23 protein-coding genes are annotated in these 25,726 nt (G+C 67.7%); 13 read left to right on the forward strand and 10 right to left on the reverse strand.

Annotated features, from left to right (window positions below):
- Positions 1 to 1,210: 1,210 nt before the first annotated feature.
- Together dut and coaBC are read right to left on the reverse strand one after the other, a co-directional pair.
- Entirely contained in the window at positions 1,211 to 1,666 is a 456-nt protein-coding gene (dut, locus tag PotMrB4_RS00815; RefSeq protein WP_044400693.1) for a dUTP diphosphatase, read from the reverse strand.
- A 6-nt stretch (positions 1,667 to 1,672) separates the two neighbouring features.
- Complete coding sequence (gene coaBC, locus PotMrB4_RS00820; protein WP_160480716.1) at positions 1,673 to 2,881, reverse strand: bifunctional phosphopantothenoylcysteine decarboxylase/phosphopantothenate--cysteine ligase CoaBC; 1,209 nt, start codon at positions 2,879 to 2,881, stop codon at positions 1,673 to 1,675.
- A 141-nt stretch (positions 2,882 to 3,022) separates the two neighbouring features.
- On the opposite strand from coaBC, the gene radC reads away from it, so the two are divergent.
- Positions 3,023 to 3,697: a RadC family protein gene (radC, locus tag PotMrB4_RS00825; protein WP_172432269.1), complete on the forward strand. Its 675-nt coding sequence runs from the start codon at positions 3,023 to 3,025 to the stop codon at positions 3,695 to 3,697.
- On the opposite strand, the gene PotMrB4_RS00830 is transcribed toward radC, so the two are convergent.
- Together PotMrB4_RS00830 and PotMrB4_RS00835 are read right to left on the reverse strand one after the other, a co-directional pair.
- Complete coding sequence (locus tag PotMrB4_RS00830) at positions 3,694 to 4,254, reverse strand: DUF2867 domain-containing protein (protein WP_172432270.1); 561 nt, start codon at positions 4,252 to 4,254, stop codon at positions 3,694 to 3,696. The two genes, radC and PotMrB4_RS00830, sit on opposite strands and share 4 nt — an antisense overlap.
- The gene (locus PotMrB4_RS00835; protein ID WP_172432271.1) at positions 4,251 to 5,828 is read right to left on the reverse strand and encodes an ABC transporter substrate-binding protein; all 1,578 of its coding nucleotides are present in this window, start codon (positions 5,826 to 5,828) and stop codon (positions 4,251 to 4,253) included. The genes PotMrB4_RS00830 and PotMrB4_RS00835 overlap by 4 nt, the downstream gene beginning before the upstream one ends.
- A 340-nt stretch (positions 5,829 to 6,168) precedes the next feature.
- Between PotMrB4_RS00835 and rpmB the strand changes: the two genes are divergently transcribed.
- On the forward strand, positions 6,169 to 6,405 hold the full coding sequence (rpmB, locus tag PotMrB4_RS00840; RefSeq protein ID WP_044400708.1) for a 50S ribosomal protein L28: 237 nt from the start codon (positions 6,169 to 6,171) through the stop codon (positions 6,403 to 6,405).
- A gap of 10 nt (positions 6,406 to 6,415) precedes the next feature.
- Positions 6,416 to 6,571: a 50S ribosomal protein L33 gene (gene rpmG, locus PotMrB4_RS00845; RefSeq protein WP_012703270.1), complete on the forward strand. Its 156-nt coding sequence runs from the start codon at positions 6,416 to 6,418 to the stop codon at positions 6,569 to 6,571.
- A 132-nt stretch (positions 6,572 to 6,703) separates the two neighbouring features.
- Here the strand turns inward: rpmG and PotMrB4_RS00850 are convergent, their stop codons facing one another.
- Entirely contained in the window at positions 6,704 to 7,066 is a 363-nt protein-coding gene (locus PotMrB4_RS00850; protein ID WP_044400718.1) for a cupin domain-containing protein, read from the reverse strand.
- Between the two features lie 314 nt (positions 7,067 to 7,380).
- On the opposite strand from PotMrB4_RS00850, the gene PotMrB4_RS00855 reads away from it, so the two are divergent.
- Together PotMrB4_RS00855 and PotMrB4_RS00860 are read left to right on the forward strand one after the other, a co-directional pair.
- Positions 7,381 to 8,874, forward strand: coding sequence for an aldehyde dehydrogenase (locus PotMrB4_RS00855; protein ID WP_044400721.1), 1,494 nt, complete (start codon positions 7,381 to 7,383; stop codon positions 8,872 to 8,874).
- A 178-nt stretch (positions 8,875 to 9,052) separates the two neighbouring features.
- Entirely contained in the window at positions 9,053 to 10,210 is a 1,158-nt protein-coding gene (locus PotMrB4_RS00860; protein ID WP_044400724.1) for an MFS transporter, read from the forward strand.
- Positions 10,211 to 10,213: 3 nt separating this feature from the next.
- Here PotMrB4_RS00860 and PotMrB4_RS00865 read toward each other — a convergent pair whose 3' ends face one another.
- Together PotMrB4_RS00865 and dadR are read right to left on the reverse strand one after the other, a co-directional pair.
- Positions 10,214 to 11,545, reverse strand: coding sequence for an NAD(P)/FAD-dependent oxidoreductase (locus PotMrB4_RS00865; protein ID WP_172432272.1), 1,332 nt, complete (start codon positions 11,543 to 11,545; stop codon positions 10,214 to 10,216).
- A gap of 114 nt (positions 11,546 to 11,659) precedes the next feature.
- Positions 11,660 to 12,148 carry a transcriptional regulator DadR gene (gene dadR, locus PotMrB4_RS00870; RefSeq protein ID WP_044400730.1) on the reverse strand — a complete coding sequence of 163 codons (489 nt, stop codon included), beginning with the start codon at positions 12,146 to 12,148 and terminating at the stop codon, positions 11,660 to 11,662.
- Between the two features lie 156 nt (positions 12,149 to 12,304).
- Here dadR and dadA point away from each other — a divergent pair, with 156 nt between their 5' ends.
- The 5 genes from dadA to PotMrB4_RS00895 all read left to right on the forward strand — a co-directional run bounded on the left by dadA (position 12,305) and on the right by PotMrB4_RS00895 (position 16,342).
- Positions 12,305 to 13,603, forward strand: a complete 1,299-nt coding sequence (gene dadA / locus PotMrB4_RS00875; protein WP_044400733.1) for a D-amino acid dehydrogenase — start codon at positions 12,305 to 12,307, stop codon at positions 13,601 to 13,603.
- The gene (locus PotMrB4_RS00880) at positions 13,578 to 13,931 is read left to right on the forward strand and encodes a RidA family protein (RefSeq protein ID WP_044400736.1); all 354 of its coding nucleotides are present in this window, start codon (positions 13,578 to 13,580) and stop codon (positions 13,929 to 13,931) included. The genes dadA and PotMrB4_RS00880 overlap by 26 nt, the downstream gene beginning before the upstream one ends.
- 60 nt (positions 13,932 to 13,991) lie before the next feature.
- Complete coding sequence (alr, locus tag PotMrB4_RS00885; protein ID WP_172432273.1) at positions 13,992 to 15,059, forward strand: alanine racemase; 1,068 nt, start codon at positions 13,992 to 13,994, stop codon at positions 15,057 to 15,059.
- 184 nt (positions 15,060 to 15,243) lie between these two features.
- Entirely contained in the window at positions 15,244 to 15,792 is a 549-nt protein-coding gene (locus PotMrB4_RS00890; protein WP_044400741.1) for a cupin domain-containing protein, read from the forward strand.
- Positions 15,793 to 15,919: 127 nt separating this feature from the next.
- Positions 15,920 to 16,342: a c-type cytochrome gene (locus tag PotMrB4_RS00895; RefSeq protein ID WP_044400744.1), complete on the forward strand. Its 423-nt coding sequence runs from the start codon at positions 15,920 to 15,922 to the stop codon at positions 16,340 to 16,342.
- Positions 16,343 to 16,452: 110 nt separating this feature from the next.
- On the opposite strand, the gene PotMrB4_RS00900 is transcribed toward PotMrB4_RS00895, so the two are convergent.
- Entirely contained in the window at positions 16,453 to 17,025 is a 573-nt protein-coding gene (locus PotMrB4_RS00900; protein ID WP_107329317.1) for a xanthine phosphoribosyltransferase, read from the reverse strand.
- Positions 17,026 to 17,140: 115 nt separating this feature from the next.
- Positions 17,141 to 19,153: a DNA helicase Rep gene (gene rep, locus PotMrB4_RS00905; RefSeq protein ID WP_044400749.1), complete on the reverse strand. Its 2,013-nt coding sequence runs from the start codon at positions 19,151 to 19,153 to the stop codon at positions 17,141 to 17,143.
- 281 nt (positions 19,154 to 19,434) lie between these two features.
- Here rep and PotMrB4_RS00910 point away from each other — a divergent pair, with 281 nt between their 5' ends.
- The gene (locus PotMrB4_RS00910) at positions 19,435 to 21,108 is read left to right on the forward strand and encodes a putative bifunctional diguanylate cyclase/phosphodiesterase (RefSeq protein ID WP_172432274.1); all 1,674 of its coding nucleotides are present in this window, start codon (positions 19,435 to 19,437) and stop codon (positions 21,106 to 21,108) included.
- Between the two features lie 3 nt (positions 21,109 to 21,111).
- On the opposite strand, the gene PotMrB4_RS00915 is transcribed toward PotMrB4_RS00910, so the two are convergent.
- Entirely contained in the window at positions 21,112 to 22,503 is a 1,392-nt protein-coding gene (locus PotMrB4_RS00915) for a NorM family multidrug efflux MATE transporter (RefSeq protein WP_074966968.1), read from the reverse strand.
- A 137-nt stretch (positions 22,504 to 22,640) separates the two neighbouring features.
- Between PotMrB4_RS00915 and PotMrB4_RS00920 the strand changes: the two genes are divergently transcribed.
- Positions 22,641 to 23,558: a LysR substrate-binding domain-containing protein gene (locus tag PotMrB4_RS00920; protein ID WP_172432275.1), complete on the forward strand. Its 918-nt coding sequence runs from the start codon at positions 22,641 to 22,643 to the stop codon at positions 23,556 to 23,558.
- A gap of 161 nt (positions 23,559 to 23,719) precedes the next feature.
- Positions 23,720 to 25,696, forward strand: coding sequence for a methyl-accepting chemotaxis protein (locus PotMrB4_RS00925; protein ID WP_172432276.1), 1,977 nt, complete (start codon positions 23,720 to 23,722; stop codon positions 25,694 to 25,696).
- Positions 25,697 to 25,726: the final 30 nt, after the last annotated feature.

A 25,726-nucleotide genomic window follows, 5' to 3' on the forward strand; every position in this document is an offset into this window, starting at 1 on the left:
ATGTCGGTATCTTGGAAAAGCGGGTTGGCCAGCTCCAGGGGTTCGATCACCTTGGCCGGTGCGGCAGCCGGGGCTGCTGCAGGGCTGGCCTTGCGCTCGTCGCCGACGCTGGGCGCCACCGGTTCCGGTTTGCGCCGCAACTGCCGGGCCAGCGACTGGGCCAGCGCATCCAGCGCCGGCAGCCGCAGGCTGTTGGGTTTGACGCTTTTGCCGCTGGAGAGTTCTTGCACCAGTTGGCTGAGCTGGGTGACGTCTTCCCTCAGCTTGCGCTGCAGGCCGCTATGCACCAGGTACAGGCCGGCCAGGGCGCCCACCAGGGACAGCAGGGCGGCGAGTCCGAGCAGCGGCACCGGCATGCCTGAGCTGCCCAGCTGGCTGCTGGGCGTGAAGGTCAGTTTCCAGTTGGGGTTGCCACTGGCCACGGCGATGGGCGTGCCGTCGGCGGCACTGCCGCGCTGGGCCAGGATCTGGGCGGGGGCGTTGCCGAACTGCTGGGTGAACTGCAGCTGGCCGGTGCCATCCGGCAGCGGGGCCAGTGCGCTCAGCAGGCGCTCCAGGTCCACCACCAGCAACAGCGTGCCCTGGATCGGGGCGTTGTCGGCCAGGCGGATCGGCGCGGCGCTGTAGACCAGCCAGCGCTGGCCGACCTTGTAGGCCTCGGGTGCGGGCTTCTGCCCGCTTTCGGCGCGGCGTAGCATGTCCAGGGCGGCGAAGTTCATCGGCGCTGCGCGCTGGCTGTTCTGCTGGGCCTGACCGGGCAGGTTGAGGTGGGCATCCACCACGGCATTCCAGTAGCCCAGGCCGCGCTCGGCGACCTGCACGCGGGACGGGTCGTCGCTGTTGAGGGCGTCCGCCAGCGCCGGATTGCGGGCGGCGGCGGTGGTGTCGGCAACCAGCTGGCCGAGGGCCTGGCGCAACGAGGCGCCCTGGCTGTCCGCCCAGGCCTGCGCCAGTTGGGCGCGCTGGGCTTTTTCGCCGCTGTCCACCAGGGTGAGCCAGAGCAGCGCACTGCCCGCGGCCACGCCGACGGCGGAGGCGATCAGCCCGGGCATCAGGTCGGTGAGCAGGCCGCTGCCAGCCTTGGCGCCCTTGGCGGGCTCCTTGGCTTCGGTGGGGCTGGCCAGCATGCCGGTGTCGGTGTCCTTGGCATTGCGCTTGAAGAGTTTCACTGAAGGTCTCCCCCGCGATTCATCCTGAGGTCAATGCGGAATCAGTGGCTGCCCGAATGGCCGAAGCCGCCGGCGCCGCGCTCGCTCTGGCCGAACTCGTCGACGAGTTCGAAATGCGCTTGCACGACAGGCACCAAGACTAGCTGGGCCAGGCGTTCGCCGACGGCCAGGGTGAAGGCGCTCTGGCCACGGTTCCAGCAGGACACCATCAGCTCGCCCTGGTAGTCGGAGTCGATCAGGCCCACCAGGTTGCCGAGCACGATGCCGTGCTTATGGCCCAGCCCGGAGCGCGGCAGGATCAACGCGGCCAGGCCCGGGTCGGCGATGTGGATCGAGAGGCCGGTGGGAATCAGCACGGTCTGGCCGGGCTCCAGCGTCAGGTCTTCCTTGAGCATGGCGCGCAGGTCGAGGCCGGCGGAACCGGGGGTGGCGTACTGGGGCAGCGGGAATTCGCTGCCGAGGCGGGGGTCGAGGATCTTGGCTTGCAGTGCGTGCATGGAGTCTCAGGCCTGGTTGAGGCGGTCGGCGATGAAGGCAACCAGCTGGCGGGCGATCTTGCCCTTGCTGGTCTGGGAGAAGCTGGTCTGGTGCAGCCCGCGATCGATGATGGTGATCGCGTTCTCCTCGCTGTTGAAGCCGATGCTGGGGTTGGCCACGTCATTGGCAACGATCAGGTCGAGGTTCTTGTCGCGCAGCTTGCGCGAGGCGTACTCCAGCAGGTTCTCGGTCTCGGCGGCGAAGCCGACGCTGAAGGGGCGATCGGGCCGGCCGGCCAGGGTCGCGAGGATATCGGGGTTGCGCACCAGCTGCAGCAGCAGGCCTTCGCCGCTGGTGGGGTCCTTTTTCATTTTGTGCGGTGCGACCACTTCGGGGCGGTAGTCCGCCACGGCAGCCGCGGCGATCAGCAGGTCGCAGGGCATGGCCGCTTCGCAGGCCGCGAGCATGTCGCGGGCGCTGACCACGTCGACCCGGTTGACCCGGTCGGGGGTCGGCAGGTGGACGGGGCCGGTGATCAGGGTGACCTTGGCGCCCGCCTCCACCGCCGCTTCGGCCAGGGCGAAGCCCATCTTCCCGGAGCTGTGGTTGGTGATGTAGCGGACCGGGTCGATGTTCTCCTGGGTCGGACCGGCCGTGATCAGCACGTGGCGGCCGGTCAGTGCCTGGTGTTCGAACAGGTTGGCGGCCTGCTGGGCCAGCTCGTCGGCCTCCAGCATGCGGCCCGGGCCGACATCGCCGCAGGCCTGGCTGCCGGCTGCCGGGCCGAACAGGTGCAGGCCGCGCTGGGCCAGGCACTGGGCATTGGCCTGGGTGGCCGGGTCGCGCCACATGGCCTGGTTCATCGCCGGGGCCAGGGCGACCTTGGCGTCGGTGGCCAGCACCAGGGTGGTCAGCAGGTCGTTGGCCAGGCCCTGGGCCAGGCGCGCCATCAGGTCGGCGGTGGCCGGGGCGATCAGCACCAGGTCGGCCCAGCGGGCGAGCTCGATGTGGCCCATGGCGGCTTCGGCGGCCGGGTCCAGCAGGTCGAGGTGCACGGGGTGGCCGGACAGGGCCTGGAGGGTCAGCGGTGTGATGAACTCGCGGCCGCCCTGGGTCATCACCACCCGGACTTCCGCGCCCTGGTCGCGCAGGCGGCGGATCAGCTCCGCACTCTTGTAGGCGGCAATGCCGCCCCCCACGCCCAGGACGATGCGTTTCCGATAGAGCCGCTGCATAGGCCTGCCTTAGTAATAGAGGTGGAGTGGTGCGCTGCGGTGTCGGCGCCTCCCCAGGGCCGGATCACCGCGCAAAAAAGGTTGGTTAAGATAGCACAGCGCCCGCATGGGAACAGCGGCGCAGCTGACCAGGGAGGTGTCATGAGCATCCGTCATTGGCCCGCAGCGGAACGCCCGCGGGAGAAGCTACTCGAACAGGGCGCGGCGGCCCTTACCGACGCCGAACTCCTCGCCATTTTCCTGCGCACCGGGCTGCCGGGGCAGAGCGCCGTGGACCTCGCGCGCCAGATTCTGGTCCAGTTCGGCGGGCTGCGCCCGCTGCTGGAGGCGGACCTGGCCACGTTCTGCCTGCGGCCGGGTCTCGGGCCGGCCAAGTTCGCCCAGTTGCAGGCGGTGCTGGAGATGGCCCGTCGGCACCTGGCCGAGGGATTGCGGCGGGATTCGGCACTGGAGAACCCCCGGGCGGTGCGGGATTACCTCAAGGCCCAGTTGCGGCACGAGCCCCACGAAGTGTTCGGCTGCCTGTTCCTCGATACCCGCCACCGGGTGCTGGCCTTCGAGGTGCTGTTCCGCGGCACCATCGACGGCGCCAGTGTCTACCCGCGCCAGGTGGTCAAGCGCGCCCTGGCGCACAACGCCGCCGCGCTCATCCTCACCCACAACCACCCTTCCGGTATCGCCGAACCCAGCCAGGCCGACCGCGACCTTACGCACCGCCTGAAGGATGCGTTGGCGCTGGTGGATGTGCGGGTGCTGGACCACTTCGTGGTGGGCGATGGCGAGCCGCTGTCCCTGGCCGAGTACGGCTGGCTCTAGGCCGCGCTCGCGAGCTGGCGGCGAATGGCTGCCAGCATGCGCCGCCGGATCAGCCCGCTGGCGGGGCGGATGGCCAGCCAGTAGGGGGTGAACAGCAGGCGGCTGCGGCGATCCGGGCAGTGGACGCGCGTCTCCGTGTGCAGGCGAACACCCGCCGGGCGTGGTGAGCAGTGGAAGGTCATCACCAGCTTGGCGACGCCCGGTTCCTCATACCTCATGAAGGCCTGTGCGTCAGGGACCGCTTCCAGACCGAAATCCGTACGCCAGAAGCGCCCGATCAGGCCGTAGGCCATTGCCTGGTCGCCGTCGCGTTCCAGCAGTGTGAACTCATGCAGGCCGAAGGCCGGCCGGGCCTCCAGTGCGTTGCGCCAGCCCAGTCGGTTGGCCAGGCGCGCGGGGGCTTCGCGCAGGCGGAGCAGGCTCCTGACCAGCGGATCGTCGTGGGTGGAGAGCTGGCTGGCAGCGTCCAGTGCCTGTGCAGCGGAGGTGTCCAGGTCGAGGTGATGACGCTCGACGAACTGGAAATTCGGCAGGTAGCGCTCGGCCAGCTCGTTCAAGGCGCCAGCTCCACCTTGGAGAAGTCCTGCCGGCCGAAGGGGTTGGCCTCATAGCCGCGCACATTGGCACGCACCAGGGCGAATGCCGTGGGGTGGGCCAGGGGCAGCCACAGGGCCTGCTCATGGATGATCGCCTGGGCTCGGGCGTAGAAATCGCTGCGCGCCGTGGTGTCCGGCGTGGCCTTGGCCTGGCTGATCAACTGGTCGAGGTCCGGGTTGCAGTAGCGGGCGAAGTTCAGGCCCGACTGCACCGAGGCGCAGGCGAATTGAGGCGTGAGGAAGTTGTCCGGGTCGCCGTTATCGCCCGCCCAGCCCATGAACAGCAGGTCGTGCTCGCCGGCCTTGGCGCGCCGGATCAGTTCGCCCCACTCGATGACGCGGATGTCGGCGCGGATGCCCACCTTGGCCAGGTCGGCCTGCAGCATCTGCGCGCCCAGGTTCGGGTTGGGGTTGAGCACGCTGCCGGAGGGGCGCGTCCACAGGGTGGTGCTGAAACCGTCCGGCAACCCGGCTTCGACCAGCAGTGCCTTGGCCTTGCCAGGGTCGTAGGCGTAGCCGGGCAGTTCCTTGGCGTAGCCCCAGGTGGTGGGCGGGAACGGGCCGTCAGCCGGTGTGGCGGTGCCTTCGAACACGGCCTTTATATAGCTGGCCTTGTCGAAGGCGAGATTGATCGCCTGCCGCACCTTGGCCTGGTCCAGCGGCGGATGCTGGCTGTTCAGCGCGACGAAGGCGGTCATGAAGGCCGGGGTTTCCACGACCCGCAGGTTGCTGTCCTGGCGTGCCTGCCCCACATCCAGGGGCTTGGGCGACAGGGCGATCTGGCATTCGCCCCGGCGCAGCTTCTGCAGGCGCACATTGGCATCCGGGGTGATGGCGAACACCAGGTTGTCCACCGCCGGCTTGCCGGCGAAGTAGTCCGGGTTGGCGCTGTAGCGGATCGCCGCGTCCTTCTGGAAACGCTTGAACACGAAGGGGCCGGTACCGATGGGCTGGGCGTTGAGCTTCTCCGGCGTGCCAGCTTTCATCAGCTGGTCGGCGTATTCGGCGGAATAGATAGAAGCGAAGCCCATGCTGAGCATCGCCAGGAAGGTGGCATCGGGGTGAGTCAGGTTGAAGCGGACGGTGTGCGCGTCGACCTTCTCCACCGAGCGCACCAGGCCCGGCAGCTGCATGGACTGGGCGTGGGGGAAGCCGCTTTGCGCCACCTTGTGCCAGGGGTTGGCCGGGTCGAGCATGCGCTGGAAGCTGAACAGCACGTCGTCGGCATCCAGCTCGCGGTTCGGGGCGAAGTAGTCGGTGCGGTGGAAGCGCACCCCCGGGCGCAGATGGAAGCTGTAGCTGAGGCCGTCCTCGGACACCTCCCAGCGCTCGGCCAGGCCCGGCACCAGGCGGGCGGCCTGGGCATCGAATTCCACCAGGCGGTTGATCAGCACGTCGGCCGAGGCGTTGGTGGTGGTCAGGGCGTTGTACTGCACCACGTCGAACCCGTCCGGGCTGGCTTCGGTGCACACGCTCAGGTTGGCCGCCTGTGCCAGCAGCGGGGCGAACAGCAGGGGGAGCAGGGCAAGGCGCATGGCGGATTCCTCGGGATGCGTTGGCCAGGAGGCGAACGCTAGCCCAGCCAGCGCGGTGGGGCAATCGCAGTTGCCGACGAATGGTCGCCAGGGCGAGGCGCCCCGCCTCGCGGCGGAACGCACGCCGTGGCCGGGCGGCAGGGTGTGGGTAAGTTGGTGGAGCCCTTGCTGCACTAGGGGTGTTCTGGTATAAAGCAGCGCTCTTTTCTGGGGCCCGGTCTTTCGCAATCACTGTGCGGCCGGTAAGACCCTGACGAGACGGGCGCTAAACACGCCCACAATTGAGAGTTCAAGCGGCCAACCCATGCCGGGTTGGGCATGAGGTTTAGAGGGCTGAGGCATGTCTAGAGTCTGTCAAGTAACCGGTAAGGGTCCGGCTACCGGGAACAACATTTCCCACGCAAACAACAAAACCCGTCGTCGTTTCCTGCCGAACCTGCAGCACCATCGCTTCTGGGTCGAGTCCGAGAAGCGCTTCGTGCGTCTGCGCGTTTCCGCCAAGGGCATGCGCATCATCGACAAGCGTGGCATTGACGTCGTTCTGTCCGAGCTGCGCGCTCGCGGCGAAAAGGTTTAAGGAGCAAATCATGCGTGAACTGATCCGTTTGGTGTCCAGCGCCGGTACCGGCCACTTCTACACCACCGACAAGAACAAGCGCACCACTCCCGACAAGATCGAGATCAAGAAGTACGATCCTGTCGTGCGTAAGCACGTGATCTACAAGGAAGCCAAGATCAAGTAATTGATCCGGCCCTTGCGAAAAGCCCGCCTCATGGCGGGCTTTTTCATGCCCGCGATTTGGCGTGCCAGGCGCAGGACATAAAAAAGCCCGCTTTCGCGGGCCAGGGGTGACAAGCATCGGGTGTCGGCAGGCTTATTTGGCCTGCTCGAAGATGACGTAGACCTTGCGGCAGGCTTCCAGCACTTCCCAGGTGCCGGAGAAGCCGGCCGGGATCACGAAGCGGTCGCCCGCGCGCACGGTCTTGGCGCTGCCGGCGGCGTCGCGGATGACGGAGACGCCCTGGAGGATCTCGCAGTACTCATGCTCGGTGTAGTTCACCGTCCACTGGCCGACCGCGCCCTCCCAGATGCCGACGTTGAACTGCCCGCAGGGGCTGCCGTAGTGGTTGCGCACACTCTGTTCGGGGTCGCCCTTGAGGATCTTCTCGGGCGCGGGGCGGTAGTGCTCGGCGGTGGCGGGGCTGGTGGCGAAGTCGACGATGGATTCGATGTTCATGGCGATTCCGTAGCGGCGTTGTGGAGGTCGCGCAGGGCGGCCTGTTTCTTATTCTGCCCGGCAGGTGTTCGGAATCCCGCCATGCACGGTGGCGGGAAATGCTGAATGCGGGCGTACCGGTCCTGAGTCTATGTTTAATAAAATGAACATTACAAGGCCCCTGCTCCCGGCAGTGTCAAAAATATTGAAAATCCAGGGGCCTCTGGTTTAGGGTGTCGCACAGCTTTGGCCGCGTGTAGGCCTTGCAGAATTCTTGACAGTGTCGGTCCCTCCCCTGCCGGCACTTCCACTAATAAAAGTAAGAGGAACGCCCCATGACCACCCTCACTCGTGCCGACTGGGAACAGCGCGCCAAGTCCCTGCAGATCGAGACCCGCGCCTTCGTCCATGGCGAATACACCCCGGCTGCATCCGGTGCCACCTTCGAGTGCATCAGCCCTGTGGATGGTCGTGTGCTGGGCCTGGTCGCCAGCTGTGACCTGGCCGACGCCGAGGTGGCGGTCAAGGATGCCCGCGCCACTTTCGAATCCGGTGTCTGGTCGCGCCTCGCCCCGGTGAAGCGCAAGGAAGTGATGATCCGCTTCGCCGACCTGCTGGACGCCCATGCCGAAGAGCTGGCCCTGCTGGAAACCCTGGACATGGGCAAGCCGATCGGTGACTCGCTGAACATCGACGTGCCGTCAGCGTCCCGCGCCATCCGCTGGAGCGGCGAGGCCATCGACAAGATCTACGACGAAGTCGCCGCCACCCCGCACAACGAGCTGGGCCTGGTGACCCGCGAGCCGGTGGGCGTGGTCGCCGCCATCGTGCCGTGGAACTTCCCCCTGCTGATGACCTGCTGGAAGCTCGGCCCGGCGCTGGCCACCGGCAACTCCATCATCCTCAAGCCGTCCGAGAAGTCGCCGCTGACCGGCATCCGCATCGCCCAGCTGGCCATCGAGGCCGGCATCCCCGCGGGCGTGTTCAACGTGCTGCCGGGCTTCGGCCACACCGTCGGCAAGGCCCTGGCCCTGCACATGGACGTCGACACCCTGGTGTTCACCGGCTCCACCAAGATCGCCAAGCAACTGATGATCTACGCCGGCGAATCCAACATGAAGCGCGTCTGGCTGGAAGCCGGCGGCAAGAGCCCGAACATCGTCTTTGCCGACGCCCCGGACCTCAAGGCTGCCGCCGAGTCCGCCGCCGCCGCCATCGCCTTCAACCAGGGCGAGGTCTGCACCGCCGGCTCGCGCCTGCTGGTGGAGAACTCCATCAAGGAGAAGTTCGTGCCCATGGTGGTCGAGGCCATCAAGGGCTGGAAGCCGGGCAACCCGCTGGACCCGGCCACCAACGTCGGCGCACTGGTGGACACCACCCAGATGAACAACGTGCTGTCCTACATCCAGGCTGGCCATGACGACGGCGCCAAGCTGGTGGCCGGCGGCAAGCGCGTGATGGAAGAGACCGGCGGCACCTACGTCGAGCCGACCATCTTCGACGGCGTGACCAACGCCATGCGCATCGCCAAGGAAGAGATCTTCGGGCCGGTACTGTCGGTGATTGGCTTCGACAACGAGGCCGAGGCCGTCGCCATCGCCAACGACACCATCTACGGCCTGGCGGCTGCGGTGTGGACCAGCAACCTGTCCCGCGCCCACCTGGTGGGCAAGGCCCTGCGGGCCGGCAGCGTGTGGATCAACCAGTACGACGGCGGCGACATGACCGCGCCGTTCGGTGGCTTCAAGCAGTCCGGCAACGGTCGCGACAAGTCCCTGCACGCGTTCGATAAGTACACCGAGCTGAAGGCCACCTGGATCAAGCTCTGAACAGCGGCGGTCTGACCGCCTGACACGGCGCGGCCGGTTCCGGTCGCGCCAAGGTCCGCCCTCCTCTCGGGGAGGGCCGGCTCAGCGAGAGCCACACCTGCGGCCGGGTTTCCCTTCGGGAGCCCGGCCGTTTTTGCTTTTCCGCCAGCCAGTAGCCGTAAACGGGAGGAACACCGTCATGCGTTGGGGCACCTATTTCGCCGTGTGTGGCGCCGTCATCAGCATCGGTCTGGCGCTGGGCGTAACCATGCCACTGGTGTCGCTGCGCCTGGAGAGCTGGCACTACGGCTCGTTCGCCATCGGCGTCATGGCCGCCACCCCGGCGGTGGGCGTGCTCCTCGGCGCCTCCCTGGCCGGACGCCTGGCGGCGCGCTTCGGCACCGTCCCGCTGATGCAGCTGTGCCTACTGCTGGGGGCAGCCTCGGTGGCGCTGCTGGCGCTGGTGCAGAGTTACCCGGTCTGGTTGCTGCTGCGGTTGTTCATCGGCGTGGCGCTGACCGTGGTGTTCATCCTCGGCGAGAGCTGGATCAACCAACTGGCGGTGGAGCAGTGGCGTGGCCGCCTGGTGGCGCTGTACGGCACCGGCTATGCGCTGAGCCAGCTGTCCGGCCCCCTGCTGCTGACCCTGCTGGGCAGTGACACGGACCGCGGCTTCTGGACCGGCACCGGCCTGTTGATCGGCGGTTCGCTGCTCTTGCTCGGGCGGGGCGGCGCGCCCCAGGTCGACGAGCACGGCGCCTCCGGGCGTGGCCTCTGGGTCTTCTGCCAGCGCATGCCGACCATCGCCTGGGCGGTGGTGCTGTTCGCGGCCTTCGAAGCGATGATGCTCACCCTGTTGCCGGTCTACGGCCTGCGCCAGGGCTTCACCCAGGAGGTGGCCCTGCTGATGGCCAGCGTGGTGGTGGTGGGGGATGCGGCCTTGCAATTGCCCATCGGCTGGATGGCGGACCGAGTACCCCGGCGTGCGCTGTTCCGGGCCTGCGGCCTGGCCCTGCTGCTGTCCAGCCTGAGCGTGCCGCTGGTGCTGCACACGGTGCTGATCTGGCCGGTGTGGGTGGTGTTCGGCGCCAGCGCCGGCGGGCTGTTCACCCTGGCGCTGATCCTGATCGGCGAGCGTTTCCGGGACGATGAGCTGGTGCGGGCCAATGCCCATGTCGCCCAGCTCTGGGGCATCGGCTGCCTGATCGGGCCGCTGGTGACCGGCGCCGCCAGCCAGTGGATCAGCGGCCATGCGTTGCCGCTGATGATGGCCGTGGGGGCAGCGGGGTTCGTCTGGCTGGCCTGGACCCGGGAGCCGATGGGCGAAGACGCCCCGGCCGGCTCCCCAGGCGCCTGAGGGTCAGCGCGCCAGGCTGTTGCCCAGCGTCTCGCGCAGGCGGTACCAGAGCATCCCCAGCGCCAGCAGCGGCGAGCGCAGCAGCTTGCCGCCGGGGAAAGTGATGTGGGGCACCTTGGCGAACACCTCGAAACCGCTGCCCTGTTCGCCGCAGATGGCTTCCGCCAGCAGCTTGCCCGCCAGGTGGGTGGCGTTCACCCCGTGGCCCGAGTAGGCCTGGGCGAAGTAGACGTTCGGGTGTTCGGGCAGTCGGCCGATCTGCGGCAGGCGGTTGGCACCGATGCCGATCATGCCGCCCCACTGGTAGTCGATGCGCACATCGGCCAACTGGGGGAAGGTCGCCAGCATCTTCGGCTGCATGTAGGCAGCGATGTCCGCCGGATCACGCCCGGAATAGTGGCAGGCGCCGCCGAACAGCAGGCGGCGGTCGGCGGAAAGGCGGTAGTAGTCCAGGGCCACGCGCTGGTCGCAGACCGCCATGTTCTGCGGCAGCAGCTGCCGCGCCAGGTCTTCGGGCAGCGGCTCGGTGGCGATGATGTAGCTGCCGGCCGGGAGCACCTTGCCGCCCAGTGTCGGGTCGAGATCGTTGATGTAGGCGTTGCAGCCCAGCACCAGGGTGGCGGCCTTCACCTGGCCGCTGGCGGTGTGCACCGTCACCTCGGGGCCGTGGTCGATGCGCGTGGCAGCGGAGTGTTCGAATATCCGCACGCCCAGGGAGGTGGCCGCCGCCGCTTCGCCCAGGGCGAGGTTGAGCGGGTGCAGGTGGCCCGAGCCCATGTCGATGAGCCCGCCGGCATAGCGGTCGGACCCCACCACGCTGCGCATGTCACCGGGTTGCACCAGCTTCATCTCGTGGCGATAGCCGAGCCCGCGCAGCTCCTCCATGTCCTCGGCGAAGCCGGCGAAGTCACGGGCCGTGTTGGCCAGGTCGCAGTAACCCCAGGTCAGGTCGCAGTCGATGGCGAACTCGTCCACCCGCTGGCGCACCAGTTCCACGGCCTCCAGGCCCATCAGTTTGAGGGCACGTACGCCTTCGGCGCCGATCACCGGCGAGAAGTGGTCGACGTCATGGCCGACCCCACGGATCAGCTGGCCGCCGTTGCGCCCGCTGGCACCCCAGCCCACCTGGCGGGCCTCCAGCAGGACCACCGAAATGCCGCGGCGGGCCAGTTCGATGGCGGTGTTGAGGCCGGAGAAACCCCCGCCGACGATGCACACGTCGGCCCGGACCTCGCCCTGCAGGGGCGGGTAGGCCAGTTGGCGGTTGGCTGTGGCGGCGTAGTAGGAGGGGGCGTGGCGGTCACTGTGGACCGGTTGGCGAACGCGGGCGTTCATGGGCGCAATCCTGATTCTTGTGTTTGAAAAAAGCGACGCAGGATAGGCAGGCCCCTCTCCATGCGCCAAGGGGACTTCGGGAAAAATCCCTGTGCCCCCGGGGCAAGGATCGGTTCAGTCGGGAATGGGCAGGCTGAGGGTCTCCTTCACCTCTTCCATCACGATGTAGGACTTGGATTCGCGGACGTGGGGCAGCTTGAGGAGGATGTCCCCCAGCAGCTTGCGGTAGGAGGCCATCTCGTTGATGCGGGCCTTCACCAGGTAGTCGAAGTCGCCGGACACCAGGTGGCATTCGAGCACATGGGGCAGCTTGAGCACGGCGCGGCGGAACTCCTCGAAGGTGTCGCCGGACTTGTAGTCCAGGCTGATCTCGACGAACACCAGCAGGCTGGCCTTGAGGTGCTGCGGGTTCAGGCGGGCGTTGTAGCCCATGATGATTCCCTCGCGCTCCAGGCGGCGGACGCGTTCGGTGCAGGGCGTGGTCGACAGCCCCACCCGCTCGCCCAGTTCGGTGAAGGAGATGCGACCGTCCTCCTGGAGGATGCGTAAAATATTCCGGTCTATCTTGTCCAGCTCACGACGCGATTGATGCTGGGTTCTCATGGTGGATGCCCCTCCGCAAAAGCCGATATTGCCAAGAATTATCGCCAAATATAGCTGGCTATATAGTGAATATCACTGGTCACGCCTTCTTATACTGCCGACATCTACGCTCAAAATAACAAACGCGCCGGCAAGGCCGTCGCGGTGGAGGCAGACATGCGAGTAATGGTGCTGGGCAGCGGCGTGATTGGTACCGCGAGTGCCTACTATCTGGCCCGGGAAGGCTTCGAGGTGGTGGTGGTGGACCGTCAGCCGGCCGTCGCCATGGAAACCTCCTTCGCCAACGCAGGCCAGGTCTCACCTGGCTACGCATCCCCCTGGGCCGCCCCCGGCGTGCCGCTCAAGGCCATCAAGTGGCTGATGCAGCGCCACGCGCCCCTGGCCATCAAGGCCACCGGCAGCCTGGACCAGTACCTGTGGATGGCGCAGATGCTGCGCAACTGTACCGCGTCCCGCTATGCGGTGAACAAGGAGCGCATGGTGCGCCTGTCCGAGTACAGCCGCGACTGTCTCGACGAGCTGCGCGCCGAAACCGGCATCGCCTATGAAGGCCGCCAGCTCGGCACCACCCAGCTGTTCCGCACCCAGGCCCAGGTTGACGCCGCCGCCAAGGACATCGCCGTCCTCGAGCGTTCCGGCGTGCCCTACGAGATCCTCGACCGCGACGGCATCGCCCGCGTCGAGCCGGCCCTGGCCAGCGTCAAGCACAAGCTCGCCGGCGCCCTGCGCCTGCCCAACGACCAGACCGGCGACTGCCAGATGTTCACCACCCGCCTGGCCGAGATGGCCGTGCAGCTGGGGGTCGAGTTCCGCTTCGGCCAGGACATCCAGCGCCTGGACTTCGCCGGCGACCGCATCAACGGCGTGTGGATCGACGGCAAGCTGGAAACCGCCGACCGCTACGTGCTCGCCCTCGGCAGCTACAGCCCGCAACTGCTCAAGCCGCTGGGCATCAAGGCCCCGGTGTACCCGCTCAAGGGCTACTCGCTGACCGTGCCGATCACCAACGGTGCCATGGCCCCGACCTCGACCATCCTGGACGAGACCTACAAGGTCGCCATCACCCGTTTCGACGATCGCATCCGCGTCGGCGGCATGGCGGAGATCGCCGGCTTCGACCTGTCGCTGAACCCGCGCCGTCGCGAGACCCTGGAAATGATCACCACCGACCTCTATCCGGAAGGTGGCGACGTGGCCAAGGCCGAGTTCTGGACCGGCCTGCGCCCGGCGACCCCGGACGGCACCCCCATCGTCGGGGCCACGCCGTACCGCAACCTGTTCCTCAATACCGGACACGGTACCCTTGGCTGGACCATGGCCTGCGGTTCCGGCCGCCTGTTGGCGGACCTGATGGCGCGCAAGCGTCCGCAGATCAGCGCCGAAGGCCTGGACATCTTCCGCTACGGCAATTCCAAGGAGACCTCGAGCAATGCCAATCCAGCGACTGCACACTGAAACCCGCTACAGCGAAATCGTCATCCACAACGGCACGGTCTACCTGGCCGGCCAGCTTGACGAGAAGCTCAGCGCCGGGATCGGCCAGCAGACCCGCGAGACCCTCGCCAGCATCGACAAGCTGCTGGCCGAGGCCGGTACCGACAAGAGCCACCTGCTCTCGGTGACCATCTACCTCAAGGACATGGCGGCCGACTACGCCGCCATGAACGCGATCTGGGACGCCTGGCTGCCGAAGGGCGCCGCCCCGGCCCGCGCCTGTGTCGAGGCCCGGATGTATTCCCCCGAGGTGCTGGTGGAGATGACCGTCGTCGCCGCCCTGCCCTGACCCCTTCCTCAGCCCGGCGCCCGAGCCGGGTTTTTTCCATAACCAGAAGAAGTGCCCGCCATGCGTCCCGCCCGTGCCCTCATCGACCTCGAAGCGCTGCGCCACAACTACCGCCTCGCCCGTGAAGCCTCCGGTGCCCGCGCACTGGCGGTGGTCAAGGCCGATGCCTACGGACATGGCGCCGTCCGCTGCGCCCGTGCCCTGGAGGCCGAGGCCGACGGGTTCGCCGTGGCGTGCATCGAAGAAGCGCTGGCCCTGCGCGAGGCGGGCATCCGCGCGCCGATCCTGCTGCTCGAAGGCTTCTTCGAGGCCGACGAGCTGCCGCTGATCGAACAGCATGATTTCTGGTGCGTCCTGCATGCCCCCTGGCAGCTGGAAGCGGTGGAGCGAGCGACCCTCGCCCGGCCGCTGACCTTCTGGCTGAAGATGGATTCCGGGATGCACCGGGTGGGCTTCCACCCCGCCGAGTTCCGCGACGCCCACCAGCGCCTGCTGGCCAGTGGCAAGGCGGCCAAGGTGGTGCTGATGAGCCACTTCGCCCGTGCCGACGAGCTGGACAGCGACAGCTGCGCCCAGCAGGTCGCCGTGTTCCAGCAGGCCCGCGCCGGCATCGAGGCGGAAGTCAGCCTGCGCAACTCGCCGGCCCTGCTGGGCTGGCCCCAGGTTCCCAGTGACTGGGTGCGCCCCGGCATCATGCTCTACGGCGCCACCCCCTTCGAGCAGGCGCATCCCCTGGCCGACCGCCTCAAACCGGTGATGACCCTGGAGTCCAAGGTCATCAGCGTGCGTGAACTCCCGGCCGGGCAACCGGTGGGCTATGGCGCGCGCTTCGTCACCGAACGGCCGACCCGGGTCGGCGTGGTGGCCATGGGGTATGCCGATGGCTATCCGCGCCACGCGCCCACCGGCACGCCGGTGGCCATCGACGGCCAGCCCTCGCGGCTGATCGGCCGGGTCTCCATGGACATGCTCACCGTCGACCTCACCGACCTGCCCCGGGCCGGCCTCGGCAGCCGCGTCGAACTGTGGGGCAACCAGGTATCCGCCGCCGAGGTGGCGATGCACGCCGGGACCATCCCCTACCAGATCTTCTGCAACCTGCGCCGGGTCCCCCTGAGCGAGCGCTAAGCCTCGCCCAGCGGGGCCTGCGGACCATCGGTTGCTTGCCAACTTCCTGATTTTCCTGGGATTTCCCAGGGGGTTCGTTTTTTTGCGCAGTATTGACGGCCGAAGTGTTGTAAATACTGAACGCTAGCCGCATGATTGCGCGCACCAAGCCCCCCTAACAAGAATCCAGAGGAGGATCCCAGCATTGGACGTCGGTGTTCGACTGCAAGCTATCCGCAAGCTCAAAGGCCTTTCCCAGCGTGAACTCGCCAAACGTGCAGGCGTTACCAACAGCACGATTTCCATGATCGAGAAGAACAGCGTCAGCCCCTCCATCAGTTCGCTGAAGAAGGTGCTCGGGGGCATCCCCATGTCGCTGGTGGAGTTCTTTTCCCTCGACCTGGAACAGGACAACCAGACCCAGGTGGTCTATCGGGCCTCCGAACTCACCGACATCTGCAGTGGCGCCATCACCATGAAGCTGGTGGGCAAGGCCCATCCCAGCCGCGCCATCGCCTTCCTCGACGAGACCTACCCACCGGGCACCGACACCGGTGACGAGATGTACGCCCATGAGGGCGAAGAGGCCGGCATGCTGGTCGAAGGGCGTCTCGAACTGACCGTCGGCAACGACGTGTACATCCTCGAGCCGGGCGACAGCTACTACTTCGAAAGCAGCCGTCCGCACCGCTTCCGCAATCCGTTCGACCTGCCGGCTCGCCTGATCAGCGCGACCACTCCGGCAAACTTCTGAAAGACCGCTGCCGCCGATATCCCTGCGACGCGTTGGGTTGTTTCGGCCGGACGGCCATGACGTTATACTTGCGCCCGCTCGCGAAACCGTGGCCGCGGGCGTATCTAGCCACGATGAGGGTGAAAGGGTGAACCTGATAAATAAGATGCTGGCAGCGCATGTTGCCGTATTGGCCCTGTGGGCAGTTAGCGCCCAGGCCGCGACCGACGACGCCATCGCCGAGCGCATCAAGCCGGTGGGCGAGGTCTGCGTGCAGGGTCAGGAATGCAAGGGTGTCGGCGCCGTGGCAGCGGCTGCAGGCGGCGGCGCACGTACGCCGGACGACATCATCGCCAAGCACTGTGGCGCCTGCCACACCGCTGGCGTGCTGGGTGCACCGAAGATCGGTGACACCGCAGCCTGGAAAGAGCGCGCAGACCACCAGGGCGGCCTCGACGGCATCCTGGCCAAGGCCATCACCGGCATCAACGCCATGCCGCCGAAGGGCACCTGCGCCGACTGCACAGACGACGAGCTGAAAGCCACCATCAAGAAGATGTCCGGCCTGTAAGCGTCGCGAAGCATCGAAAAAGCCGCCCGAGGGCGGCTTTTTTGTGCCTGCGCGGTGCGACTCGTTGTCGCAGCGCCGCCGGGCCCGAGGTGTTCGGGCCCGGCAACGGGTCAGTCGATGAAGCTGACCTGGCCGTCCGCGAGGGAGGCCACACGAGCCAGCGACTCGATGCGGTAACCCTCCTCCTCCAGCAGGCGGCGCCCGTCCTGGAAGGACTTCTCGATGACGATGCCGAGGCCGGCGATGCTCGCGCCCGCCTGGCCGATCAGGTCGATCAGCGCCTTGGCCGCGTGGCCGTTGGCGAGGAAGTCATCGATCACCAGCACATGGTCGGCGGCCGTCAGGTGCTTGGCGGAGATGGCGATGGTGCTCTCGGTCTGCTTGGTGAAGGAGAACACCTTGGAGATCAGCAGGTCGTTCTTCAGCGTCAGCGACTGGAACTTGCGCGCGAAGATCACCGGCACGCCCAGCTCGAGGCCGGCCATCACGGCCGGGGCGATGCCCGAAGCCTCGATGGTGACGATCTTGGTGATGCCCTGGCCGCGGAAGCGCTCGGCGAACTCATGGCCGATGAACTGCATGAGCTTGGGGTCGATCTGGTGATTGAGGAAGGCGTCGACCTTGAGCACCTGGTCGGAAAGCACGATGCCTTCGGAAAGGATCTTTTCTTTGAGAATGTCCACGGGAGGGGCTTCCTGCGAAGCGGCTGTCGCTGATGAAGCGGCGCATTCTACCTTGGCCAGGGGCTATCGCGCGATGCCCTTCTGGCCGTTCGGTCAGACTTCTCCGCAGGCCCGGTCAGGGCTTCTTCAGCATCGCCCGGATGTCCGCCAGCGCCGTGTTGCCACGCACCGCCTTCACCTCGGTCGGCGTGTCGTCCATGCCTTCCCACTCCAGGTCTTCCGGCGGCAGCTCGTCGAGGAAGCGGCTGGGTGAGCAGTCGATGATCTCGCCGTACTGCTTGCGCTTGGCGGCGAAGGTCATCGCCAGGTTCTGCCGGGCGCGGGTGATGCCCACGTAGGCCAGGCGGCGCTCTTCCTCGATGGTGTCGGCCTCGATGCTGGAGCGGTGCGGGAGGATGTCCTCCTCCACGCCCATGATGAACACGTAGGGGAATTCCAGGCCCTTGGACGCGTGCAGGGTCATCATCTGCACCCCTTCGGCGCCCTCTTCCTCCTCCTGCTGGCGTTCGAGCATGTCGCGCAGCACCAGCTTGGCGATGGCTTCCTCGATGGTCATGCCGCCTTCCTCGTCGCGCTCGAGGGTGTTCTTCAGCGCATCCACGAGGAACCACACGTTGCCCATGCGGAAGTCCGCGACCTTGTCGCTGGAGGCGTTCTGGCGGATCCAGTTCTCGTAGTCGATGTCCATCACCATGCTGCGCAGGGCGGCGATCGGGTCGCTCTCGGCGCACTGTTGGCGGACCTTGTCCATGAAGCGCTTGAAGCGCTGCAGGCGCTCGGTGTAGCGGCTGTCCAGGTGCTCGGCCAGGCCGATCTCGTCGGCGGCGGCGTACATCGAGATCTTCCGCTCGGTGGCGTAGTTGCCGAGCTTCTCCAAGGTGGTGGAGCCGATCTCCCGGCGCGGCACGTTGATCACCCGCAGGAAGGCGTTGTCGTCGTCCGGGTTCACCAGCAGGCGGAAGTAGGACATCAGGTCCTTCACTTCCTGGCGCCCGAAGAAGCTGGTACCGCCCGAGAGCCGGTAGGGAATCTGGTGGTGCTGCAGCTTCAGCTCCATCAGCTTGGCCTGGTGGTTGCCCCGGTAGAGGATGGCGAAGTCGCTGTAGGGCCGCTGGGTGCGCAGGTGCAGGGTGAGGATCTCCATGGCGATGCGCTCGGCCTCGGCGTCTTCGTTGCGGCAGCGGATCACCCGGATCGGGTCGCCCACGCCCATCTCGCTCCACAGCTGCTTCTCGAACACGTGAGGGTTGTTGGCGATCAGCACGTTGGCGCACTTGAGGATGCGGCTGGTGGAGCGGTAGTTCTGCTCCAGCATCACCACCTTGAGGGAGGGGAAGTCCTCCTTCAGCTGCATCAGGTTCTCCGGCCGCGCGCCGCGCCAGGCGTAGATCGACTGGTCGTCGTCGCCCACCACGGTGAACTGCGCGCGGTGCTGCACCAGCAGCTTCACCAGCAGGTACTGGCTGGCGTTGGTGTCCTGGTACTCGTCCACCAGCATGTAGCGCACCCGGTACTGCCACTTTTCGAGGATGTCCGGGTTGTCCTGGAAGAGCTTCACCGGCAGCAGGATCAGATCGTCGAAGTCCACCGCGTTGTAGGCCTTCAGCGTGCGCTGGTAGTGCAGGTAGACGATGGCCGCGGTTTGTTCCTTGGGGTTGCGCGCGTTGGCCAGGGCCTCTTCGGGCAGCACCAGGTCGTTCTTCCAGTTGCCGATGCAGTTCTTGATCTCGTCGACGCCGTCGTCGCCCGAGTACTCCTTCTGCATGATGTCCGACAGCAGCGCCTTGATGTCCGTCTCGTCGAAGATCGAGAACCCCGGCTTGTAGCCCAGCCGCGCGTGCTCCTTGCGGATGATGTTCAGGCCCAGGTTGTGGAAGGTGGACACCGTCAGCCCACGGCCTTCGGCACCGCGCAGCAGGCTGCTGACGCGCTCCTTCATCTCGCGGGCGGCCTTGTTGGTGAAGGTCACGGCGACGATGTGCTGGGCGCGGATGCCGCACTGCTGGACAAGGTAGGCGATCTTGCGGGTGATCACGCTGGTCTTGCCGGAACCGGCACCGGCGAGCACCAGGAGCGGGCCGCCGACGTAGTTCACGGCTTCCTGCTGCCGGGGGTTGAGTCGGGACATGCGGGCTGTACGGGGGAAGGGAATGGCCGCGCATTCTACCAAACCCCGCCGGGCATGCCGAAGTCCGTTCCACAGTGTGATCCAGCCCCCCTTTGGGGCAGGTTGCGACTTGGCTATTTCCACACTTCCAGTACGATTGTTCCGGCACCTGGGTCTGAGAGGCGATCTCATTCGAGCCCGGTGAGCCAACAACGTGCCGGTAGTGCACGAATAAGACGACGTCGACTACGACGCGAACAGGCGCCTGGCGCCACTGCTTCTTGTGACCTGGGGAGGTCAGATTGTCTGCGCTCGCGAAGCCCCTGCACCTGTTGCTGCTGGCGGACACGCCTGGCTGGGCGGAAGGGGTTCGCCCGCTGTTCGAGGCCCTCGGGCCCGATTACCTCCTGATCACCGCCCCCACCTGGGAAGCCGCCTCGAGCCTGTTCGACGACGGCACCGAAGGCATCCTCTTCTGCACCGCCGAGCTGTTGCCCATGCCCGGCCGCTGCCACCTGCCCACCGTGCTGCTGCTGGAGCAGGACCCGGGCGAGCTGCCCGCCGGCGTCCATGACTGGCTGCCGCGCGAGCGCCTCGACCTGGACCTGCTGCGCCGCTGCCTGCGCTACCTCGGCGAACGCCAGCGGATGCAGGGCACCCTGCAGGGCCTGGCCGAGCAGGACCCGCTCACCGGCATCGCCAACCGCCAGGGCTTCCAGACCCTCCTGGCCGCGCGGCTGGTGGAATACGGCGGCACCGGCCTGACCCTCGGCCACCTCGACCTGGACAACTTCCGCCACGCCAACGATGCCCTCGGCTACCAGGCCGGCGACCGGCTGATCCTGCAGGTGGTGGCGCGGCTCAAGGCCGAGCTGTCCCCCGGTGACCAGGTCGCCCGCCTGGGCAGCGACGAATTCGCCCTGCTGCTGGACACCCGCCGCGACCCGCAACGCGCCGAGCGCCTGGCCTCGCGCCTGATGGAGGCCCTCGGCGAGCCCTTCTGGGTCGATGGCGAGAGCCTGCTGATCGGCTGCAGCCTGGGCCTGGCCCATGCCCGCCCGGACGAAGGCGCCGACCCGCTGATGTGGCACGCCCACATCGCCATGCAGCAGGCCAAGGGCGCCCAGGGCTGCACCTTCCACCTCTTCGACGCGCACCTCAACCGGGGCGCCCGCAGCCTTGCCGACCTGGAAGGCGAGCTGCGCCGGGCCCTGCGCCGGGACGAACTGGAGCTGCACTACCAGCCGCGCCTGTGCCTGAAGACCGGCCGCATCGTCGGCCTCGAAGCCCTGGTGCGCTGGCGCCACGCCGAGCGCGGCCTGCTGGCGCCCAGCGAGTTCGTGCCCCTGGCCGAGCAGAGCGGGCTGATCGTGCCGCTGGGCTACTGGGTCATCGCCCGGGCCCTGCGCGACATGCAGTGGCTGCGCGGGCGCGGCCTGCCGGCCTTGCACATGGCGGTGAACCTGTCGTTCCGCCAGTTCCAGGACAGCCAGCTGCTGCCCACCCTCACCCGCCTCATCGACGAGCGCGGCGTGGACGCCCGCTGGCTGGAGTTCGAACTGACCGAGACCGCCGTCATGCGCCGCAGCGAGCAGGTGCTCACCACCATGCAGGCACTGGGCAAGGTGGGCGTGCGCTTCTCCCTGGACGACTTCGGCACCGGCTTCTCCTCCTTCGTCCACCTCAACAGCCTGCCCATCACCCTGCTGAAGATCGACAAGAGCTTCGTCGGCGGCATGCAGGCGCGCCCGGAGAACCAGCAGCTGGTGCGGGCCATGATCAACCTGGCGCACAACCTCAAGCTCGAAGTGGTGGCCGAAGGCGTCGAGAACACCGACCAGCTCGCCCTGCTGCGGCAGTTCGGTTGCGACCAGGTGCAGGGCTACTGGATCAGCAAGCCCCTGCCGCTGGTGGAGCTGGCGCGCTTCCTGGTGTTCGGCGTGCGCCAGCCGGCCCTCGGCCAACCCGAGGGCTGAGCCTCAGGCCGCCACCGAAGCCCGGGCGGCAACCGCCGGCTCGACGCGCAACAGGCGGCGGGTCTTGAACTCGAAGCCCAGGGTCAGCCCCAGCGCCGCGCAGGCCAGCCCCGAGGCCAGCCCCCACCACACGCCCTGCGGGCCCCAGCCGAAGTGGAAGGCCAGCAGCCAGGCCGCCGGGGCGCCCACCAGCCAGTAGCAGCCGAGGCCGACCAGGAAGGTGGTCTTGGCATCCTTCAGCCCCCGGATGGCGCCCATGGCGATGGTCTGGATGCCGTCGAACAGCTCGAACCAGGCGGCGATCGCCAGCAGGCCCACGGCCATCTGCACCACCGCTTCGAACTCGGCGTTGCCACGCTCCAGGAACAGCCCCACCACCCACTCCGGCGCCAGCCAGAACAGCGCGGCGAAGCTCAGCATGCAACCGGCGCCCAGGCCGATGCCCAGCCGCCCGGCGCGGCGTGCGTCCTCCAGGCGGCCGGCGCCGAAGTGCTGGCCGATGCGGAAGGTCACCGCATAGGAGATACCCACCGGCACCATGAAGGCCACGTACACCGACATGATCGCCACCTGGTGCGCGGCTAGCGCCTGGCTGCCCAGGGCTCCCATGCACAGCGCAGCGAAGGCGAACAGGCCGGACTCCACCGCATAGGTGCCGCCGATGGGCAGGCCCAGGCGCAGCAGCTCGCGCAGGTCGTCCAGGCGCGGCTGCAGCAGGCCGTGGCGCAGCGAGTAGGCGGCATAGGCCGGGTGACGCGTCACGTGCCAGGCCAGCAGCAGTGCCATGGCGGTCATCACCAGCGCGGTGATCAGGCCGATGCCCGCCAGGCCCAGCCGGGGCAGGCCGAACCAGCCGTGGATCAGCACATAGTTGAGGGCGAAGTTGGCCAGCGCCCCGCCGATGCTGATGGCCATCACCGGGCCGGGCCGGCCGATGGCGCTGGTGAAGCCGCGCAGGGCCATGAAGGTCATGTAGCCGGGCAGCGCGAACACCAGGGTGGAGAGGAACTGCATGGCGCCCTCGATGTTGTGCGCCTCCTGGCCGAACACCCGCAGCAGCGGCGCCAGGTTCCACAGCAGCAGCCCGGCCGCCAGGGCCAGGCCCCAGCCCAGCCACATCCCGGCCTGGGTCAGCCGCGCGGCGCCGGCCACGTCCCCGGCGCCGTGGCGGATCGCCACCAGGTTGCCCACGGCGGCGATCACCCCCACGCAGAAGATCGAGACGAAGGAATAGCTCGCCGCGCCCAGGCCGCCGGCAGCCAGTTCGGCCGGGCCCAGCAGGCCCATCATCACCGTGTCGGTGAACACCATCAGCACGTTGGCCAGTTGCGCGGCGATCAGCGGGCCGGCAAGGCGGAGGATGGCCAGGAGTTCCGGCCGGAGGGATGCAGGCATGAGTAATGATCACCACGCAGGGGAGAGACGCCAGGCGGGCGGCCCTGATGCGGCGAATTCTCCCAGGCCTTGAAGCCCCGCCACAAAAGGAAAAAAATGATCCCTTCCATGACTCTGACTCATGCGAGAGTGTCGCCATGTCCCGCCGCCTGCCCCCGCTCTATGCCCTGCGTGCCTTCGAGGCAGCGGCACGCAACGCCTCCTTCACCCGCGCGGCCGAGGAACTGGCCATCACCCAGAGCGCGGTGAGCCGGCACATCCGCACTCTGGAGGAGCACTTCGCCTGCCGCCTGTTCGAGCGCCGGGGTCGCCACCTGCAACTGACCGAGGCCGCGCGGGTCATCCTCCCCGGCCTGCGCGAGGGCTTCGACGCCCTGGAGCGCGCCTGTTCCATCCTGCGGGTGGACGACGGCAACCTCTGCCTCAAGGCCCCCTCCACCCTCACCATGCGCTGGCTGCTGGCGCGGCTGTCGCGCTTCCGCCACCTCAGCCCGGAGAACGAGGTGCAGCTCACCAGCGCCTGGATGGACGTGGACAAGGTGGACTTCCAGCACGAGCCGTTCGACTGCGCGGTGCTGCTCTCCAACGGCCACTTCACCCAGGACTGGGAGGTGACGCGGCTGTTCCCGGAGTGGCTGATCCCGGTCTGCGAGCCCGCCCAGGCCCGGCAGCCCTGGACGGTGCAGCAGCTGCGCCAGGCCGAGCTGCTGCACCCCACGCCGGACCGCCGCGACTGGCGGCGCTGGCTGCAGCGCATGGGGCTGGAGGAGCAGGTCTCGCTGAAGGGCGGCCAGGTGTTCGACACCCTGGAGCTGGGCATCGTCGCCGCCACCCGGGGCTATGGGGTGTCCATCGGCGACCTGGTGATGATCGCCGAGGACGCCACCAGCGGCCGCATCGGCCTGCCCTGGCCGGCTGCAGTGGCCAGCGGCGAAAGCTATTACCTGGTCTGGCCACGCGGTCGCCGGGACCAGGAACGCCTGCAGCGGCTGCGGGATTTCCTCCTCGCCGAAGTGGCCGCCATGGACCTGCCGGCTGTGGAATTGCTGGACTGAGCGGCCGTTCGTCGGCCTGACGGCAACATCGGAAAGAACAGCTCGCAGCGAAGCACAGCCGTCCTATACCTCAGTAGGGCACTCAAGTATTCTCGCCGCCCCGCGAAGGGGGCAGAGACCTCCTCGCGTGTCGCCTTGCCCTATTTCCGGAGATTCCCCCCATGAACCAGCCCAGGTCACGCATTGCCTGGCAGCTCGCCGCCGCCCTCGCCCTGATCCTCGTGTTGCTGATCAGCGGCAGCACCCTCTTCGCCCTGCGCTCGCTGGACAAGGCCAACCTGGCCACCCGCGAGGAGCACCTGGCCAGCGAGGCCCGCCTGCTGGCCGACCAGCTCACCACCTTCCATGGCAGCCTGCGCGAGAGCACCCAGCGCCTGGCCAGCCTGTTCGAGCAGCGCTTTGCCCAGGGCCTCACCCTGCACAGCGGCGAGCGCGTACCGGTGGCGGCCCTGACCCCGCCGGCGCTGTACCTCAACGGCCAGGTGCTGAACAACGACTTCACCCTGGTGGACGAATTCCGCCAGCTCACCGCTGGCGTCGCCACGGTGTTCGTCCGCGATGGCGCCGACTTCGTGCGCATCACCACCTCGCTGAACAAGCAGGACGGCACCCGCGCCATCGGCACCGTGCTCGACCACGCCCACCCGGCCTACCAGCGCCTGCTGGCCGGGCAGAACTACGTGGGCCGGGCCCTGCTGTTCGACCGCTACTACATGACCCAGTACACCCCGGTGCGCGACGACACCGGTGCGGTGATCGCCGTGCTCTTCGTCGGCTTCGACTACACCGACGCGCAGAACGCCCAGTTCAGGAACCTGGAGCGCTTCCGCATCGGCCGCACCGGCTCCCTGGCATTGCTGGACGAAACCGGCAAATGGCTGGTGGCCCCCGCCGGCGTGCGCCGCCCGGAAGCCATCGGCGATGCCCTCAAGAGCCTGCAGGCCAACCCCGGCAAGGGGCTGTTCTGGAGCGACGGCACCGAGGACTTCTTCAGCATCGCCCTGCCCTTCGTCGACGGGCCCTGGCAGGTGGTGGCGAGCATGCCCGAGGAGGAGATCGGCGAGGTCACCTGGCGGGTCGGCAGCCAGCTGGCCCTCGGCAGCCTGCTGGCGATGGTGCTGGCGGTGGCTGCGGTGATCGGCCTGCTGCGCCTGCGCCTCAAGCCCCTGGGCGACCTGGTGGACCAGGCCCGCGCCCTGGGCGCCGGCAACCTCGGGGTGCGCCTGGACGTGTCCAGCCGTGACGAGATCGGCGAGCTGGCCGGCAGCTTCAACCAGATGGGCGAGGCGCTGTCGACCATGGTGGCGCACATCCGCAGTTCCGCTCAGCAGGTGAGCAGCCGCTCCCAGGTGCTCTCGGGCCTGGCCAGCGGCGCCCACGAGGGCATGGAGCAGCAGTCCGGCGAGATCAGCAGCATGGCCGGCGCGGTGGAGGAGTTCAGCGCCACCTCGCTGAACATCGCCGACAACATGCGTGCCACCGAGCGCCTGGCCAGCGACAACGCCCAGCAGACGCGCATCGGCCAGGTGGCGATGGACGAGGCGTCCACGGCCCTGGAACAGATCGCCAACGCGCTCAACGACACCGCCGAGGTGATCAACACCCTGGGCCAGCGCTCCCAGGAGATCGGCGGCATCGTCGGCGTCATCACCGCCATCGCCGACCAGACCAACCTGCTGGCCCTCAACGCCGCCATCGAGGCCGCCCGGGCCGGCGAGCAGGGCCGTGGCTTCGCCGTGGTGGCCGACGAGGTGCGCAGCCTGGCCGGCCGCACCCGCGAGGCGACCACCGAGATCTCCAGCATGATCGGCAGCATCCAGCAGGAGACCGCCAGCGCCATCAGCACCATGGAGCACGGCAAGGCGCTGATGCAGGAAGGCCTGGCACGCAACGCCAAGGTGGCCGACGCGCTGGCACGGATCGCCCAGCAGAGCGCCGCCGCCGGCGAGCAGGTCACCGCCATCACCACCGCCACCCAGGAGCAGAGCAGCACCGCGACCCTGCTCAGCAGCAACCTGCAGAGCATCGCCCTGGCCAACAGCGAGCAGCGTGAGGTGGTGGCGAACCTGGCGCAGACGGCCCGGGAGCTGGACCGCCTGGCCGAGGAGCTGCGCCAGGAAGTGGGCCGCTTCCGCTGACCCACCGGGGCCCGGCCAGGCCGGGCCCTG

The sequence above is a fragment of the Metapseudomonas otitidis genome (assembly GCF_011397855.1).
Classification (GTDB): Bacteria; Pseudomonadota; Gammaproteobacteria; order Pseudomonadales; family Pseudomonadaceae; genus Metapseudomonas; species Metapseudomonas otitidis.

Coding starts and splice junctions, on each gene's coding strand:
- PotMrB4_RS00865 (WP_172432272.1), bottom strand. CDS start 11,545: ATGAACGCCCGCGTTCGCCAACCGGTCCACAGTGACCGCCACGCCCCC.
- PotMrB4_RS00850 (WP_044400718.1), bottom strand. CDS start 7,066: ATGAACATCGAATCCATCGTCGACTTCGCCACCAGCCCCGCCACCGCC.
- rpmB (WP_044400708.1), top strand. CDS start 6,169: ATGTCTAGAGTCTGTCAAGTAACCGGTAAGGGTCCGGCTACCGGGAAC.
- PotMrB4_RS00860 (WP_044400724.1), top strand. CDS start 9,053: ATGCGTTGGGGCACCTATTTCGCCGTGTGTGGCGCCGTCATCAGCATC.
- coaBC (WP_160480716.1), bottom strand. CDS start 2,881: ATGCAGCGGCTCTATCGGAAACGCATCGTCCTGGGCGTGGGGGGCGGC.
- PotMrB4_RS00920 (WP_172432275.1), top strand. CDS start 22,641: ATGTCCCGCCGCCTGCCCCCGCTCTATGCCCTGCGTGCCTTCGAGGCA.
- dadA (WP_044400733.1), top strand. CDS start 12,305: ATGCGAGTAATGGTGCTGGGCAGCGGCGTGATTGGTACCGCGAGTGCC.
- rpmG (WP_012703270.1), top strand. CDS start 6,416: ATGCGTGAACTGATCCGTTTGGTGTCCAGCGCCGGTACCGGCCACTTC.
- dut (WP_044400693.1), bottom strand. CDS start 1,666: ATGCACGCACTGCAAGCCAAGATCCTCGACCCCCGCCTCGGCAGCGAA.
- alr (WP_172432273.1), top strand. CDS start 13,992: ATGCGTCCCGCCCGTGCCCTCATCGACCTCGAAGCGCTGCGCCACAAC.
- radC (WP_172432269.1), top strand. CDS start 3,023: ATGAGCATCCGTCATTGGCCCGCAGCGGAACGCCCGCGGGAGAAGCTA.
- PotMrB4_RS00835 (WP_172432271.1), bottom strand. CDS start 5,828: ATGCGCCTTGCCCTGCTCCCCCTGCTGTTCGCCCCGCTGCTGGCACAG.
- PotMrB4_RS00925 (WP_172432276.1), top strand. CDS start 23,720: ATGAACCAGCCCAGGTCACGCATTGCCTGGCAGCTCGCCGCCGCCCTC.
- PotMrB4_RS00880 (WP_044400736.1), top strand. CDS start 13,578: ATGCCAATCCAGCGACTGCACACTGAAACCCGCTACAGCGAAATCGTC.
- dadR (WP_044400730.1), bottom strand. CDS start 12,148: ATGAGAACCCAGCATCAATCGCGTCGTGAGCTGGACAAGATAGACCGG.
- PotMrB4_RS00915 (WP_074966968.1), bottom strand. CDS start 22,503: ATGCCTGCATCCCTCCGGCCGGAACTCCTGGCCATCCTCCGCCTTGCC.
- PotMrB4_RS00855 (WP_044400721.1), top strand. CDS start 7,381: ATGACCACCCTCACTCGTGCCGACTGGGAACAGCGCGCCAAGTCCCTG.
- rep (WP_044400749.1), bottom strand. CDS start 19,153: ATGTCCCGACTCAACCCCCGGCAGCAGGAAGCCGTGAACTACGTCGGC.